Source organism: Klebsiella sp. SYXHC3, assembly GCF_057196925.1.
This window is the reverse complement of the sequence record NZ_JBXUNG010000002.1, coordinates 382305-399640: the sequence shown is the minus strand read 5'-3', so window position 1 is coordinate 399640 and position 17336 is coordinate 382305. Positions and strand designations below refer to the sequence as shown.

The window sequence follows — 17336 nt, the reverse complement described above, 5'->3', positions numbered from 1 at the left end:
ATCCCTGGGAATCTCTACGTTCGTTTTCGCACATTTAGCGTATCGACAAGCGCCATCGCCAGCCCGACTGCCAGGCCCGCCACGTGCGCGCCATTGGCGATCGACATGCCGAAAACATCAAACCATCCAGCCACTAACCACACTAAAGAGAAGAGGATCAGACCGCGTTGCAGATAAATACCGCTCTGCGGGTCGCGCTCGCCGCGCAGCCAGACATAGCCCATTAATGCATAGACCACTCCCGACAAACCGCCGAACCACGGGCCGCTAACCTGATGCTGGACGAATCCGCTCAGCAGAGCGCTGATAATGGTAATCACCACCAGTTTGCCGCTACCGATGCGCTTCTCCACCGCACCGCCGAGGTACCACCACCATAGCAGGTTAAACAGAATATGCATCAGCGAGAAGTGCATGAAAGCATGGGTAAGATAGCGCCAGGCTTCGAATTTCAGCGAAGGATCGTAGGGCCAGGCAAGCCAGATCATCATCGTCTGATCGCCCAGAACGTTTTGCAGTATGAAGACCAGGATACAGGCCAGCAAAATCGCCCACGTAAACGGCCCGGCGTTGTTACGCAGGGTAGCTAAAAACGGGAAGCGTTGATAATGCAATCCGCTATTGGTATGCCCCGATTGCCAGCTGGCGGCGAGATAGCGCGGGTCGGCCGGGTTTTCGAGAAAACGGGCCAGCTCGGCCTGCACCCGCGCGGCCTGGGTTTCATCAGCCAGCCAGACATCGCTCTGCGTGTGCTGTTGGATAGTCAGGATGACCCCTTGCGTCGCCATATAGTCGACAAACGCCTGGGCCACGCGCGGGTTGGCAAAAGAGGTAATCATTAACATACAGCGGATCGCTTATTCCACACAAAGGGGGCTAGTATATACCGTACCGCGCTTATAGCGAGCCGTGCGCGACTTCCGCCGGGAAATGACGATGCCAGGCGTCAAAACCGCCGTCGACGCTGTAGACGTTCTCGAAGCCCTGCTGCAGTAAATACTGCGCGGCGCCTTTACTGCTGTTGCCGTGGTAGCACATCACCATCACCGGCGTCTCAAAGTCGTTATCGCGCATAAAAGCGCCCAGGGTATCGTTGGTCAGATGAAACGCGCCCGGCGTGTGCCCCATTGCATAGCTTTGCGGGTCGCGGATATCGACCAGCACCGCCTTCTGCTGATGCAGTTTCTGATGCGCTTCTTCTACATTGATACATTCAAATTGTTCCATGATTCTCTTCTCTATTGCACTTCATGACGGGCGGTGACCGACCCTGATTTTACCCGCTAGTGTACCGTCAGGCGGTAAATAAACGCCAATATGTTACATGCATCACTCTGAAATGTTTTTTTGATGTTACCAAAAGCGCGTTTGTTTGCTATAGTGAGCGATATCGAACATTTATGAGCTTAAACGAAAGTGAACGAGGTGCGAGCGTGGAAATCAAAGATCTGATTGTGATAGGCGGAGGCATCAACGGTGCCGGTATCGCGGCAGACGCCGCCGGGCGCGGTTTATCCGTGCTGATGCTGGAAGCGAGAGACCTTGCCTGCGCCACCTCGAGCGCCAGCTCAAAACTGATTCACGGCGGCCTGCGCTACCTGGAACACTACGAATTCCGCCTGGTCAGCGAAGCGCTGGCGGAGCGCGAGGTGTTATTAAAAATGGCGCCGCATTTGGCCTTCCCGATGCGCTTTCGCTTACCACATCGCCCGCATCTGCGCCCGGCGTGGATGATTCGTATCGGTCTGTTTTTATACGATCACCTCGGCAAACGCACCAGCCTGCCGGGCTCGACCGGTTTGCGCTTTGGCGCGGAATCGGTACTTAAGCCGGAAATCGTGCGCGGTTTCGAATATTCCGACTGCTGGGTCGACGATGCGCGTCTGGTTCTTGCCAACGCCCAGATGGTTGTACGTAAAGGCGGCGAGGTTCGCACCCGCACCCGCGCTATCTCGGCAAAACGCGAAAACGGTCTGTGGGTGGTGGAAGCGGAAGATATCGATAGCGGCGAAAAATTCACCTGGCACGCGCGCGGTCTGGTTAACGCCACCGGCCCGTGGGTGAAACATTTCTTCGACGAAGGCATGCATCTGCGCTCGCCGTATGGCATCCGCCTGATCAAAGGCAGCCATATCGTGGTGCCGCGCGTGCACACCCAGAAGCAGGCCTATATCCTGCAAAACGAAGATAAACGTATCGTGTTTGTCATCCCGTGGATGGATGAGTTCTCAATTATCGGTACCACCGACGTCGAGTACAACGGCGATCCAAAAGAGGTGGCGATCGATGATAAAGAGATCAACTACCTGCTGAACGTCTACAACGCGCACTTTAAAAAGACGCTGTCGCGCGACGATATCGTCTGGACTTACTCCGGCGTGCGTCCGCTGTGCGACGATGAATCCGACTCGCCGCAGGCGATTACCCGCGACTATACCCTCGATATTCACGATGAGAACGGTCAGGCGCCGCTGCTGTCGGTATTCGGCGGCAAGCTCACCACCTACCGTAAACTGGCGGAACATGCGCTGGAAAAACTGACGCCGTATTATCAGGGGATTGGCCCGGCGTGGACCAAAACCGCCGTTCTGCCCGGCGGCGATATCGGCGGCGACCGCGACGACTACGCGGCGAAACTGCGCCGTCGCTTCGCGTTTATCAGCGAATCAATGGCCCGCCACTACGCCCGCACCTACGGCAGCAACAGCGAGTGGATCCTTGGCGAAGCGACTTCGCTTGCCGATCTGGGAGAAGATTTTGGCCACGAGTTTTATGAAGCCGAGCTGAAGTACCTGGTCGAACACGAGTGGGTTCGCAGCCTGGATGACGCTATCTGGCGCCGTACCAAACAGGGGATGTGGCTGAATGCCGAGCAGCAGGCGCGTATCAGCGAGTGGCTGGCGCAACATACGGGAAAGTCTGAACTGTCGTTAGCGTCCTGACATACCCCGGGCGGCGGCTGACGCCTGGCCCGGGCTACATCACCGCACACACAAAAACGGGGCCTACTGGGCCCCGTTTTACTGATGCTTAACCGATTACAAACGAACCGGGTCGATATGCCAGATATGTTTGGCGTACTCCTGGATCGTGCGGTCGGATGAGAAATAGCCCATGTTGGCGATGTTCATCATCGCTTTATTGGCCCACTCCTCCGGATGGCGGTACAGCTCGTCCACCTTATCCTGGCAATCAACGTAGCTGCGGTAGTCCGCCAGTACCTGATAGTGGTCGCCAAAGTTGATCAGCGAATCCAGCAGGTCGCGGTAGCGGCCAGGCTCCGAAGGACTGAACAGGCCGGTGCCAATCTGCGTCAACGCCTGATGCAGCTCCTCATCCTGCTCATAATAGTCGCGCGGTTTATAGCCGTTACTGCGCAGGGCTTCTACCTGTTCCGCGGTATTACCGAAGATAAAGATATTGTCCTCGCCGACGTGCTCCAGCATTTCAACGTTAGCGCCATCCAGCGTACCAATGGTTAGCGCGCCGTTGAGCGCAAACTTCATATTGCTGGTACCGGACGCTTCCGTTCCCGCCAACGAAATCTGCTCGGAGAGATCCGCCGCCGGGATAATCAGCTGCGCCAGGCTCACGCTGTAGTTGGGGATAAACACCACTTTTAGCTTATCGCCAATCTGCGGATCGCTGTTCACCACCGCCGCCACATCGTTGATCAGATGAATAATATGCTTCGCCATGTAGTAAGCCGACGCGGCCTTGCCGGCGAAGATATTCACCCGCGGCACCCACTCCGCCTGCGGATCGGCTTTGATCCGATTGTAGCGGGTGATGACGTGCAGGATATTCATCAGCTGGCGTTTATATTCGTGGATGCGTTTGATCTGCACATCAAACAGCGCCTTAGGATTGACCACCACGTTCAACTGCTGGGCGATATAGTTCGCCAGCCGCTGCTTATTCTCAAGCTTGGCGCGGCGCACCGCCTGGTTCACCGTCGGATAATCAATATGCTGCTGCAGATCGCTTAGTTGGCTTAAGTCGGTGCGCCAGGTGTGGCCGATATTCTCATCCAGCACCTGCGACAGCGGCGGGTTCGCCAACGCCAGCCAGCGTCGCGGCGTGACGCCGTTGGTGACGTTGGTAAAGCGCATCGGGAAAATCTTCGCAAACTCGGCAAACAGCGACTCGACCATTAAGCGAGAATGCAGCTCTGACACGCCGTTGACTTTATGGCTGACGACAACCGCCAGCCACGCCATGCGCACCCGGCGACCATTGGATTCATCAATGATCGAGGTACGGCTCAGCAGAGCAGTATCGTTGGGATACTGCTCCTGCAGCGTCTTGAGGAAGTAATCGTTAATCTCGAAGATAATCTGCAGATGGCGCGGCAGGATTTTCCCCAGCATATCGACCGGCCAGGTCTCCAGCGCTTCGCTCATCAACGTATGGTTGGTATAGGAGAAGACCTGACAGGTCACCTCGAAGGCTTCATCCCAGCTAAATTTGTGCTCATCGATCAGCAGACGCATCAGCTCAGGAATCGACAGCACCGGGTGGGTGTCATTGAGGTGAATGGCGATTTTCGCCGCCAGATTGTCGTAGGTGCGGTGCAGCTGATAGTGGCGGCTGAGGATATCCTGTACCGTCGCCGAGACCAGGAAATACTCCTGACGCAGGCGCAGCTCGCGCCCGGAATAGGTGGAGTCATCCGGGTACAGCACCCGCGAAACGTTCTCGGAGTGGTTCTTATCTTCCACCGCCGCAAAGTAGTCGCCCTGGTTGAATTTACCGAGGTTGATTTCGCTACTGGCCTGCGCGCTCCACAGACGCAGGGTGTTGGTGGCATCGGTATCGAAACCGGGGATAATCTGATCGTAGGCTTCAGCGATAATCTCTTCGGTCTCTATCCAGCGGGTATTTTTCCCTTCCTGCTGCACGCGGCCGCCGAAACGCACTTTATAGCGCGTATTGTGGCGTTCGAACTCCCACGGGTTGCCGTACTCCAGCCAGTAATCCGGCGACTCTTTCTGCCGCCCGTCGACGATGTTCTGCTTGAACATCCCATAGTCGTAGCGGATACCGTAGCCGCGGCCCGGCAGGCCCAGCGTTGCCAGAGAATCGAGGAAGCAGGCGGCCAGGCGCCCTAAACCGCCGTTGCCTAAACCGGGGTCGTTTTCTTCATCAATAAGCTCTTCCAGATCGAGCCCCATATCGGCCAGCGCATTATTCACATCTTCATAAATCCCTAACGACAGCAGCGCGTTAGAGAGGGTGCGGCCAATCAAAAACTCCATCGACAGATAGTAAACCTGCCGCACTTCCTGCGACAGCTGGGCGCGGTTTGAACGCAGCCAGCGCTCGACCATGCGGTCGCGAACGGCGAACAGGGTGGCGTTCAGCCATTCGTGTTTGTTGGCGATCGCCGGATCTTTGCCGATGATAAACATCAGCTTATACGCGATAGAATGCTTTAACGCCTCAACGCTCAGCGTGGGTGATGCATAACTAAAGGGTGCATTCATAGCCATAGCTCCTGTGGTTACATCAAGCGTTGATAGAGTTCACGATAGGATTTCGCCGCCACCTGCCAGCTAAAGTCCATATTCATCGCCTGACGCTGAACGTAGCGCCACAGCGATGGCCGCGACCACAACACAAAGGTGCGCCGGATGGCCCGCAGCAACGACACCGCGTTACTGTCCTCAAAGACAAAGCCGCTGGCGACGCCGTCGGCGAGGTTTTCCAGCGAACAGTCGGCCACGGTATCGGCGAGACCGCCGGTGCGGCGCACCAGCGGCAGGGTGCCGTATTTCAGGCCATACAGCTGAGTCAGGCCGCACGGTTCAAAGCGGCTGGGAACCAGAATCACATCGGCGCCGCCCATGATGCGGTGCGAAAACGCCTCGTGATAGCCAATCTGCACGCCGACCTGGCCCGGATGTTCGGCGGCGGCGGCGAGGAAGCCCTCCTGCAGGACCGGATCGCCGGCGCCCAGCAGCGCCAGTTGCCCGCCCTGCTCCAGCAGGCCCGGCAGCGCCTCCAGTACCAGATCCAGCCCTTTTTGGCTGGTCAGGCGGCTCACCACGGCGAACAGCGGCGCTTTGTCATCCACCTTCAGCCCCATGGCGATTTGCAGCTGCCGTTTATTCTCGGCTTTCTCTTCCAGGCTATCGCGGTCATAGCGCGCCGCCAGCAGCAGATCGCTTTGCGGATTCCAGATAGCATCATCGACACCGTTAAGGATGCCGGACAAGCGGCCCTCGTGTTGGCGCTGGCGCAGCAGCCCTTCCATGCCGTAGGCATATTGCGGTTCGGTGATTTCCCGCGCGTAGGTTGGACTCACCGCCGTGATATGGTCGGCATAGTACAGCCCGGCTTTGAGGAACGAGATCTGACCGTTAAATTCGAGGCCGTGCATGTTATAGAACGACCACGGCAGCTCTATCTCATTCATATGCCAGGAGTAAAACATTCCCTGGTAGGCGAGATTGTGCACCGTAAACACCGATTTCGCCGGACGGCCGCGCGCCGCCAGATAGGCCGGCGTCAGGCCCGCGTGCCAGTCATGGGCGTGCACCACCTCCGGGCGCCAGAATGGATCCAGCCCGCAGGCCATTTCGCTCCCCACCCAGCCGAGCAGCGCAAAGCGCAGCACGTTGTCGGTATAGGCGTTCATGTTGGCGTCGTGATACGGGCTCCCCGGACGATCGTAGAGATGCGGCGCGTCGATCAGATAGATACCGACGCCGTTAAAATGGCCGAACAGCAGGGTGATGCGCCCGGCAAAGGTATCCCGGCGGGTGACGACCTGCGCGTCGGTAATCCCGCGGCGGATATCCGGATACCCCGGCAGCAGCACGCGGGTATCCACGCCGTCTGCGATCTGCGCCGCAGGCAGCGCGCCGATAACGTCAGCCAGACCGCCGGTTTTTAACAACGGGAACATCTCTGAACATACGTGTAAAACCTGCATTATCGCTCCTGTTTGTGCCCCAGTTTCCGCAGCATGTCGCGCGTAACCAGCACGATCCCTTCTTCTGAACGATAGAAGCGGCTGGCATCTTCTTCCGCATTCTCCCCAATGACCATCCCTTCCGGGATGACGCAGGCGCGATCTATCACGCAGCGGCGCAGGCGGCACGAGCGCCCGACCCAGACATCCGGCAATAAGACTGCCGAATCAATGTTACAAAACGAATTCACCCGCACTCGCGGGAACAGCACCGACTGTACCACCACCGAGCCCGAGATAATGCAACCGCCGGAAACCAGCGAGTTCAGCGTCATGCCGTGACTGCCGGAGCGGTCCTGGACGAACTTCGCCGGCGGCAGCGATTCCATATGGGTACGGATAGGCCAGTGCTGGTCGTACATATCCAGCTCCGGCGTCACCGAGGCCAGATCGAGGTTGGCCTTCCAGTAGGCTTCCAGTGTCCCGACATCGCGCCAGTACGGCTCGGCTTGCGGGTCGGATTGCACGCAGGAGAGCGGGAAAGGATGTGCATAAGCCATGCCAGCTTCGGTAATTTTCGGGATGATATCTTTGCCGAAGTCGTGGCTGGAGTTTTCGTCGAGATCGTCGGCGGCCAGCAGTTCATAAAGGTAATCCGCATCAAAGACATAGATGCCCATACTGGCAAGCGAGCGGGTAGCGTCGTTCGGCATCGCCGGCGGGTTGGCCGGTTTCTCGACGAACTCGATGATCTTCTCGCTTTCGTCGACCGCCATCACGCCAAAGGCGGATGCTTCTTCGATGGGCACCGGCATACAGGCGACGGTGCAGCGCGCGCCTTTTTCGACATGGTCGATCAGCATGCGCGAGTAATCTTGTTTGTAGATGTGGTCGCCGGCGAGGATCACCACATATTCGGCTTTATAGCGACGAATAATGTCGAGGTTCTGCGTCACCGCATCGGCCGTACCGCGATACCAGTTTTCACCGTGTACCCGCTGCTGCGCCGGCAGCAGATCGACGAATTCATTCATCTCTTCGCTGAAGAAAGACCAACCGCGCTGGATATGCTGAACCAGAGTGTGCGATTGATACTGGGTAATCACGCCGATGCGGCGAATACCTGAGTTAAGACAGTTAGATAACGCGAAGTCGATAATACGGAACTTACCGCCAAAGTGGACGGCAGGCTTCGCGCGCTTAATGGTTAAATCCTTAAGCCGGGTACCACGCCCGCCAGCAAGGATCAGCGCCACCGATTTGAGAGGAAGTTGACGCGCCAGCATCAACGGATCGTTCTTTTCTAGCCCAACCATGATTAACTCCTTTTGATTCCCCTGCTTCACGGCTCATTCATCATGAACGCGCCGAAAACCCCCAGGGACTACGACCTTTGAAATACGCAAACTCCGTGCGCGGGCCCATGCCAGACAGCCATGATGACCGGATTATCCTCTCCGGCGAATGGAGGAACGGCGCGCCACTCCCCCGCGGGTAAAACCATATCCGCCACCTCCGCGGTGGCATTCAGCGCGATCAGCCAGCGATCGGATAACAGGATTTGCAGCCGCGCGGCGCCATGTTGCCACTCGTCGGCGTTTAACCGTTCTCCGCGCTGATTGAGCCAGCTCACGTTGCCGTCCTGCTCCTGCCACCACTGATTACGGGTTAATGCCGGAATGCGCCGACGCAGGTGGATAAGCGCGGCGACAAACGCGGTTAACCCGTGATTTGCCCGCCGCCAGTCCAGCCAGGTCAAGGCATTGTCCTGACAGTACGCATTATTGTTGCCGTGCTGGCTATGGCCATGTTCATCGCCCGCCAGCAGCATCGGCGTTCCTTGCGACAGCAGCAGCGTGGTCAGGAGCGCATGTACGCTATCGCGCCGCCGCTCAATCACGGCAAGATTGGCTTCTAATCCCTCTATACCATGATTATTGCTGTAGTTATTGTTAGTCCCATCGCGATTCTCTTCGCCGTTCGCCTGATTGTGTTTCTGATTGAAACAGACGCAATCACGTAGGGTGAATCCATCATGCGCCGTGATCAGATTGATCGTCGCCGCAGGCCGTTTGCCATCGCGAGCAAAGAGATCGCTGGAGGCGGCGAAGCGCTGGGCGAAGTCACCCAACGACACGTTTTGTTGCAACCAGAAACGGCGCGCGGTATCGCGAAAATGGTCGTTCCATTCGGCAAACAGCGGCGGGAAGTTCCCCACCTGATAACCGCCCTGGCCAATATCCCAGGGTTCGGCAATCAGCTTGAGCGCCGACAATACCGGGTCGCGGCGAATGGCCTCAAACAGCGGCGCGTCCTGACGAAATTCCGGCGTACGCCCCATCACCGACGCCAGGTCGAAGCGAAAACCGTCGACGTGGCATTCATCAACCCAAAAGCGCAGGCACTGCAGGGCATACTCCACCACGCCGGGATGACTGAGGTTGAGCGTGTTACCGCAGCCGGTCCAGTTGTGATAATCGCCGTCGTCCCTGATCCAATAATAGCTGCGGTTATCGATACCGCGCAGGGAGACTGTCGGCCCTTCAAGATCGATTTCCGCGCTATGGTTCAGCACGATATCGAGGATCACCTCGATGCCCGCCGCGTGCAGCGCCTTCACCGCATCGCGGAACTCATCGAGCGCCCGCTGCGGCTGGCTGGCGTAGCGCGGCTCCAGCGCAAACAGCGCCAGCGGGTTGTAGCCCCAGTAGTTGCTCAGCCCCATCCGCTGCAGGCGAGGTTCGCTGGCGAACTGCGCCACCGGCATCAGCTCCAGCGCGGTAATACCCAGACGGCGAAAATAATCGATCATCAGCGGGTGGCCCAGCGCCTGATAGGTGCCGCGGATCGCCTCCGGTAGCTCCGGATGCAGCCAGGTCAACCCTTTGACGTGGGCTTCATAAATGACCGTTTCGCCCCAAGGCGTGCGCGGCGGTTTATCATCGAGCCAGTCATAATGCAGATCGACCACCTGGGATTTTGGCGCAATGGCTGCGCTATCGCGGGCATCCGGCTCATACATACCGCCATGCAGACGCTCGTCGTCCAGCAGTTCGCCCGCCACCTGATGCGCGCAAGGGTCGAGCAGCAGCTTGGCCGGATTGAAGCGATGCCCCTGCGCCGGATCCCAGGGCCCGTGCACCCGATAACCGTAGCGTAGCCCCGGACGCGCATCGGCCAGCCAGCCGTGCCAGATGTCGCCGCTGCGCGCCGGGAGGTCGTAGCGCCGCTCGTTGCCCTGCTGGTCGAACACGCAGAGCTCCACCCGCTCGGCGTGGGCGGAAAACAGGGTGAAGTTCACCCCTTTGCCGTCATAGCTGGCGCCCAAAGGCGTCGGTTTTCCCGCGGCAAGCGTCGTCATCAGGCCTCCCGTACCAGCCAGATGGTCGCCAGCGGCGGCAGGGTAATCGACAACGAATGCTGACGGCCATGGCTTGCGACGGGCTCGCTCTCAACCACGCCGCCATTTCCGGCGTTACTACCGTGATAATGCATCGAGTCGGTGTTCAATTCTTCGCGCCAGCGTCCCGGCTGGTTGATGCCGAAACGGTAGTTGTGCCGCGGCACCGGGGTAAAGTTGCTGGCGACGATAATCTCATTGCCGGCTTTATCGCGGCGCACAAAGATAAATACCGAACGCTCATGATCGTCGACCACCAGCCATTCGAAGCCGTAGGGATCGAAATCAAGCTCGTGCAGCGCTTTATGGTGACGGTAGGTGTGGTTCAGGTCGCGCACCAGTCGCTGGACGCCGTGGTGCCAGTTGTCGCCGCCCTCCAGCAGATGCCAGTCGAGACTGGCGTCGTGGTTCCACTCGCGGCCCTGGGCGAATTCATTGCCCATAAACAGCAGCTTTTTGCCCGGAAAGGCGAACAGCCAGCCGTAGTAGGCGCGCAGGTTGGCAAAGCGCTGCCATGCGTCGCCCGGCATGCGGTCGAGAATCGATTTTTTGCCGTGCACCACTTCATCGTGGGAGAGCGGCAGCACGAAGTTCTCGGTGTAGTTGTAGAGCATGCCGAAGGTCATTTTGTCGTGATGGTAGCGACGATGGACAGGATCGAGCTTCATATAGTCCAGCGTGTCGTGCATCCAGCCGAGATTCCATTTGAACCAGAAGCCGAGGCCGCCGTCGGCGGGCGGGCGCGTCACGCCGGCAAAATCGGTGGACTCTTCCGCCATCGTTACCGCCCCTGGCGTCTGCTCGCCGAGGATACGGTTGGTGTTACGCAGAAACTCGATTGCTTCAAGATTTTCCCGCCCACCGTATTCGTTGGGGATCCACTCACCCGCTTTACGGCTATAGTCGCGGTAGATCATCGACGCCACCGCGTCGACGCGCAGCGCGTCAATGCCGAAGCGCTCGATCCAGTACAGCGCGTTACCCACCAGGTAATTGCTGACTTCGCGGCGGCCGTAGTTATAGATAAGGGTATTCCAGTCCTGGTGATAACCTTCGCGCGGATCGCTGTGTTCATACAGCGAGGTGCCGTCAAATGAGGCCAGCGCAAAATCATCCGCCGGAAAATGACCCGGAACCCAATCGAGGATCACGTTAAGGCCTGCGGCGTGGGCGGCATCGATGAAATAGCGGAAATCTTCACGGGTACCGAAGCGGCGTGTCGGCGCGTAGAGGCCGGTCGGCTGGTAGCCCCAGCTGCCGTCGAACGGGTGTTCGTTTACCGGCAGCAGTTCCAGATGGGTGAAGCCCATCCATTTTGCGTAAGGCACCAGTTGGTCCGCCAGTTCGCGGTAGCTTAGCCAGAAGTTATTGTCGGTATGGCGGCGCCAGGACCCGAGGTGCACTTCATAGATAGAGATCGGCGCATCAAACTGGTTCGCGGCTTTGCGCGCCGCCGGCTGTTCGACTTTCGGCGGCAAATCGCAGATAAGCGACGCGCTTTCCGGGCGCATCTGCGACTCAAAGGCGTAAGGATCGGCTTTGACGCGTAGATTGCCATGAGCGTCGATCAGCTCGAATTTATACAGTTGGCCATTAAGCGCGCCGGGAATGAAGAGTTCCCAGATACCGGACTCTTTACGCAGGCGCATGGGATGGCGTCGGCCATCCCAGTAGTTAAATTGCCCCACCACCGAGACCCGGCGGGCGTTTGGCGCCCAGACCGAAAAGCGTGTACCGGTGACGCCATCCATAGTGTCGGCGTGCGCGCCCAGGGTTTCGTAAGGGCGCAGGTGCGTTCCCTCGGACAACAGCCAGGCATCAACGTCCTGCAGCAGCGGGCCGAAACGGTAAGGGTCGTCAATCAGGTTTTGCTGTCCATGCCAGGTGACGGCCAGCTGGTAGCGAAAAGCGTTTTTACGCCGCGGCAGCAGGCCGCTAAAGAATCCGCGCGAGTCGAGGCATTCGAGTTTGCCGACTTTACGCCCGGTTTTCGGTTCAATAACCCACACTTCGGTGGCATCTGGTAATAATGCGCGAACTTCCAGCCCCGCCTCGGTGCGGTGCATGCCAAGCACGGAAAAGGGATCCGCGAAATGACCTGCAATCAGCGCATTAATCACGTCTCTATCGATTCGATTCGACATGCTTTCATCCTGTTGTAAGTGTCGCCCTTTCCTGTAACCGGCGACTTTTTTGACCTGAACGGCGCAGCACCAACGTGCATCCTCCTGCTCCGTCCCACCTTCAGGTAAGGAACTCCTTACTTAAAGCATAGCCAAGGCTGCGTTACCTCCGTGGGGAAAAATCCAACATCCGCGTTTACTCCTTGTATTACGCAAAAAAAAGGGGTGTATCCACACCCCTTATCGTTTGTCCTGCGTTTACGCCAGCTGTCGTAGCATGCGGCGCAACGGTTCGGCGGCGCCCCACAGCAGCTGGTCGCCGACGGTAAAGGCCGACAGGTACTCAGGACCCATGTTCAGTTTACGCAGGCGCCCTACCGGGGTGGTCAGAGTGCCGGTCACCGCGGCTGGGGTCAGCTCGCGCATGGTGATGTCGCGATCGTTTGGCACCACTTTAGCCCACGGGTTATGCGCGGCCAGCAGCTCCTCAACGGTCGGGATAGAAACATCTTTCTTCAGCTTGATGGTAAACGCCTGGCTGTGGCAGCGCAGCGCGCCGACGCGCACGCACAGACCATCGACCGGGATCGGCGACGCGGTGGCGAGAATTTTGTTCGTCTCCGCCTGGCCTTTCCATTCTTCGCGGCTCTGGCCGTTATCAAGCTGTTTGTCGATCCATGGGATCAGGCTGCCCGCCAGCGGCACGCCAAAGTTATCGACCGGCAGGTCGCCGCTGCGGGTCAGCGACGTCACTTTGCGCTCGATATCGAGAATCGCGGAAGCCGGGTTCGCCAGCTCGCTTGCCACGTGGCCATGCAGTTGGCCCATCTGGCTCAGCAGTTCGCGCATATGACGCGCGCCGCCGCCGGAAGCCGCCTGGTAAGTCGCCACGCTGACCCACTCCACCAGGTCATGGGCAAACAGGCCGCCGAGGGACATCAGCATCAGGCTCACCGTACAGTTGCCGCCGACGAAGGTTTTGATGCCGTTATTCAGGCCAGCGGTAATGACATCCTGGTTAACCGGGTCGAGAATAATGATCGCATCGTCTTTCATGCGCAGCGAAGACGCCGCGTCAATCCAGTACCCCTGCCAGCCGCTTTCGCGCAGCTTCGGGTAAATCTCGTTGGTGTAATCGCCGCCCTGGCAGGTAACAATAATGTCCAGCGCCTTCAGCGCTTCCAGATCGAATGCATCCTGAAGCGTCCCCCCGGTACTGCCGCCGAATGACGGCGCGGGCTGTCCCAGCTGAGAGGTGGAGAAGAAAACAGGGCGAATGGCGTCGAAATCACGCTCTTCCACCATGCGTTGCATGAGAACAGAGCCGACCATTCCACGCCAACCGATAAAACCAACATTTTTCATAACGTATTCCTGCGAGGTGTGTGCTGTTAGTGCCAGGCCAGTTTCCAACTGGGATGTCCTTCACATTACAAAATGCAGCTAAAGTCGCAAGTGAAATTAATCAATGATTGCGCGCCAATCAGAAAAGCAACTTATCCCACACTCCGCCCACCGTCGCTGGTAGTCATAAAAAGCGTAAAGATTATCGGGCAAATAACCCGCGTAATGGAATATTTTCCGTCGCTATTTTATTGATCCTGATTATGGATTCAGCGCGAAAAATATCGCTTTCACGCTTGCGAAAAAAACGGATAAAGCCTTGTGCCGCAAGGCCTTACGAGCAATACGAACATTGTCGTAGCGCTGATATTCACGGCAAAAGGAAGTGGAAAAGAGGGAAAAAAAGCGTGTTACCGAAGAGAATTCAGGATAAGCGGCATTACCCTGATTTTTCCCCGGATACCGTGGTGGTGTCCGGGGAAATTATTTTTGCTTAGCTCAGCAGCTGGAAGGCAATCATCCCGACGATGGCGCCGGTGGTGCCAAGGATGGTTTCCATCATCGTCCAGGTTTTCAGCGTCTGCGCTTCGCTGGCGCCGGTAAACTTACCGAACAGCCAGAAGCCGGCATCGTTCACGTGGCTCACTACGATCGAACCACCCGCGATACAGATGGAGAGAGCCGCCATTTGCGCGCCGCTGTAGTTCAGTTGCTCAATGACCGGCATTACCAGACCGACCGCCGTCAGACACGCCACGGTCGCGGAGCCCTGAATAATACGTACGGCAGCCGCCAGCACGAAGCAGGTAATCGCAATCGGCAGACCCAGGCCAGTCAGCGCTTCGCCGAGCGCCGGGCCGACGCCGGAGTCAACCAGCACCTGCTTGAAGACGCCGCCTGCGCCAATCACCAGCAGAATAATACCCGCCGGCTGCAGCGCCGCGCCGCAGATCTCCATCACGCGATCTTTCGCCATCCCCTGACGTACCGCCAGGCCGTAAATCGCTACCAGGCAGGCAACCAGAATCGCGGTGAATGGGTGGCCGATAAACTCGAACCATTCATAGGCGGTGGATCCCACCGGCACAAAGCGCGCGGCGATGGTTTTCAGGCCGACCAGCACCAGCGGCAGCAGGATCAGCGAGAGGCTAAAGCCGAAGGACGGCATTTTACCTTCGCCGAGATGCGGTTCGCTGATATCGTCAGGAATGTGCAGCTCAACATAGCGGCTGATGAAGTTACCCCACAGCGGGCCGGCGATAATCATCCCCGGAATAGCGGCGCAGAGACCAATCAGGATCATCCAGCCGAAATCGGCGTGCATCTGCGAAGCCAGCAGCATCGGCGCGGGTCCCGGCAGCAGGAATGCCGCGGCGGCGGCTACGCCGGCGAACAGCGGGATCACCAGCTTCACGAGGTTAGTGCCGGTATGGCGCGCCATGGAGAACGCGACGCTAATCAGCAGCACGATCGCCACTTCGAAGAACAGCGGCAGCGCGCAGATAAGGCCGGCCAGGCCAATAGCATAATGCGCGCGGTTGTGGCCGAAGGACTTCAGCATTTTTACCGCAATCTGGTCGACCGCGCCGGTTTCATGCAAAATTTTACCGAACATCGCGCCCAGCGCGACGACTATCGCCAGGAAGCCCAGCGTGCCGCCCATCCCTTTTTCCATCGTCGCCGCGATTTTATCCAGCGGCATACCGGAAAAGAGACCTGCGCCAATAGAAACCACCATTAAAGCCACGAAGGCGTGCATACGCGCCTTCATGACTAAAAACAGCAGCAGCAATACCGAGCCGACTGCTGTTAAAACAAGCGTTAAAGTACTCACTAGTTACTGCCTTTGTTAATCACCTCAATGGTGCTGGCGACCACGCCTTCCAGTGACTGGTCGATATCGACGATAAGCACATCGCTTTCGTCAGCGCCTGGTTCCTGCAGTGTTTCAAACTGCGTCACCAACATTTGGGTTTTGAAGAAGTGCCCTTTACGCGCCTTCAGACGGCTTTCAATCACGTCGAAGTCGCCTTTCAGGTAGATAAAGGAGAGGTTCGGATTGCCCTTGCGCAGAATGTCGCGGTAGCTTTTTTTCAGCGCTGAGCAGACGATCAGCGAAACTTTGTTGGTGCGCTGCATGGCAAATGCCGCGTCATTCAACGCCTGCAGCCACGGGGTGCGATCATCGTCGTTCAGCGGCTCGCCGGAAGCCATCTTGGTGATGTTGCTGCGCGGATGCAGAAAATCGCCATCGAGAAACGCGGCTTTCAGTTGATGCGCCACTTCGCTGGCGACGGCGGATTTACCACTGCCGGAAACGCCCATCAGGACATAGACGTGGTGATCATGGTTAGTCGTGCTCAAAGCGTCCTCCCACTGGACTGGTACGCCGCGCCGGGGCTGACTGATACAGCGCGAAAGCGGCGTACTGGTTAATGATTACGGGCAAGTGTTACGGGTAACTGTTATCGGTAACATTGTCATGCCGGACCCTGGGAGAAGCAATAACCATTCGTGCCAGATGTGAATATGTGTGATCTACTTCAAACTTGTCGGTTTAAATAGATCCACCCGGTGACAATGTGAAACCTAAATCTAACATCTTAGGGGTAATCGTCTCACCGCGGATGCGCGCCAGCAGACGCTCGGCGCCGATGCGCCCCATGCGCTCACGCGGGGTCAGTACGCTGGCGAGACGCGGCTCCATCACCTGACCGATATCGTGACCGTGGAAACCGGCTATCGCCATGTCGTCCGGGATTTTCAGCCCCAGACGCTGACACTCGAACGCCGCGCCGACCGCGAGGTCATCGTTGGTGCAGAAGATGCCGTCGAGCTGCGGATATTCGCGACGCGCTTGACGCATCAGCTCAATCCCTGACGAGTAGGAAGAGGATTGCTCCACCATCACGCTGTAGGGCGTCATGCCGGCATCGAGCATCGCCTGCTCGTACCCCTTCTGTTTGATGATAGTACGTTCATCCAGACGCGCGCCGAGATAAGCAACGTGGCGGTGACCGCGGGCGATAATCGCCGCCGTCATCTGCCGCGCCGCTTCGAAGTTATCGAAACCGACGGCAATGTCGAGGCACGGCGACTGGCTGTCCATCAGCTCAACCACCGGGATCCCCGCCACTTCAATCATTTTCAACGTGCGCGGCGTGTGGGTACGTTCAGTGAGGATCAGGCCGTCAATATTCCAGGAGAGCATCGATTCGAGACGCTTCTCTTCCATCTCCGGCTTATAGCCGTAGTGCGCCAGCATGGTTTGATAACCGAAGGCGTCGGTGACGCTTTCAATGCCGCGTAGCACTTCCGAGAAGACCTGGTTGGTTAACGAGGGCAGCAACACGCCGATGGCGCGGCTGGTGGCGTTGGAGAGAATATCAGGAGCGCGATTGGGAATATAACCCAGCTCATCGAGTGCAACGGCAATCTTGCCACGCAGGGCCTCAGAAACCTGTTCCGGGTTACGTAAATAGCGACTGACCGTCATTTTGGTCACGCCGACAAGATCGGCTACATCCTGAAGTACGGGTCTTTTCTTTTTCAT

12 protein-coding genes are annotated in these 17336 nt (G+C 57.8%); 1 reads left to right on the top strand and 11 read right to left on the bottom strand.

Annotated elements, in window-relative coordinates; genetic code table 11:
* Positions 1–14: 14 nt before the first annotated feature.
* On the bottom strand, positions 15–845 hold the full coding sequence (gene glpG, locus AC2CGP_RS08870; protein ID WP_015369350.1) for a rhomboid family intramembrane serine protease GlpG: 831 nt from the start codon (positions 843–845) through the stop codon (positions 15–17).
* Between the two features lie 52 nt (positions 846–897).
* Complete coding sequence (glpE, locus tag AC2CGP_RS08865; protein ID WP_015369349.1) at positions 898–1227, bottom strand: thiosulfate sulfurtransferase GlpE; 330 nt, start codon at positions 1225–1227, stop codon at positions 898–900.
* 206 nt (positions 1228–1433) lie between these two features.
* On the opposite strand from glpE, the gene glpD reads away from it, so the two are divergent.
* Complete coding sequence (gene glpD / locus AC2CGP_RS08860; protein WP_020077778.1) at positions 1434–2942, top strand: glycerol-3-phosphate dehydrogenase; 1509 nt, start codon at positions 1434–1436, stop codon at positions 2940–2942.
* 96 nt (positions 2943–3038) lie between these two features.
* Here glpD and glgP read toward each other — a convergent pair whose 3' ends face one another.
* From glgP to gntR, 9 genes are all read right to left on the bottom strand, one after another.
* Entirely contained in the window at positions 3039–5486 is a 2448-nt protein-coding gene (glgP, locus tag AC2CGP_RS08855; RefSeq protein ID WP_032709307.1) for a glycogen phosphorylase, read from the bottom strand.
* A gap of 17 nt (positions 5487–5503) precedes the next feature.
* The gene (glgA, locus tag AC2CGP_RS08850) at positions 5504–6937 is read right to left on the bottom strand and encodes a glycogen synthase GlgA (protein WP_015369346.1); all 1434 of its coding nucleotides are present in this window, start codon (positions 6935–6937) and stop codon (positions 5504–5506) included.
* Complete coding sequence (gene glgC / locus AC2CGP_RS08845) at positions 6937–8232, bottom strand: glucose-1-phosphate adenylyltransferase (protein WP_015703688.1); 1296 nt, start codon at positions 8230–8232, stop codon at positions 6937–6939. Before glgC ends, glgA begins: the two co-directional genes overlap by 1 nt.
* 68 nt (positions 8233–8300) lie before the next feature.
* Positions 8301–10277: a glycogen debranching protein GlgX gene (gene glgX / locus AC2CGP_RS08840; RefSeq protein WP_042893923.1), complete on the bottom strand. Its 1977-nt coding sequence runs from the start codon at positions 10275–10277 to the stop codon at positions 8301–8303.
* Complete coding sequence (gene glgB / locus AC2CGP_RS08835; protein ID WP_015703690.1) at positions 10277–12460, bottom strand: 1,4-alpha-glucan branching enzyme; 2184 nt, start codon at positions 12458–12460, stop codon at positions 10277–10279. The genes glgX and glgB overlap by 1 nt, the downstream gene beginning before the upstream one ends.
* A 237-nt stretch (positions 12461–12697) precedes the next feature.
* Entirely contained in the window at positions 12698–13804 is a 1107-nt protein-coding gene (gene asd / locus AC2CGP_RS08830) for an aspartate-semialdehyde dehydrogenase (RefSeq protein ID WP_015369342.1), read from the bottom strand.
* Positions 13805–14276: 472 nt separating this feature from the next.
* Complete coding sequence (gntU, locus tag AC2CGP_RS08825) at positions 14277–15617, bottom strand: gluconate transporter (RefSeq protein WP_015369340.1); 1341 nt, start codon at positions 15615–15617, stop codon at positions 14277–14279.
* Positions 15617–16147 carry a gluconokinase gene (gene gntK / locus AC2CGP_RS08820; RefSeq protein ID WP_015369339.1) on the bottom strand — a complete coding sequence of 177 codons (531 nt, stop codon included), beginning with the start codon at positions 16145–16147 and terminating at the stop codon, positions 15617–15619. The genes gntU and gntK overlap by 1 nt, the downstream gene beginning before the upstream one ends.
* 193 nt (positions 16148–16340) lie before the next feature.
* Positions 16341–17336, bottom strand: coding sequence for a gluconate operon transcriptional repressor GntR (gntR, locus tag AC2CGP_RS08815; RefSeq protein ID WP_015369338.1), 996 nt, complete (start codon positions 17334–17336; stop codon positions 16341–16343).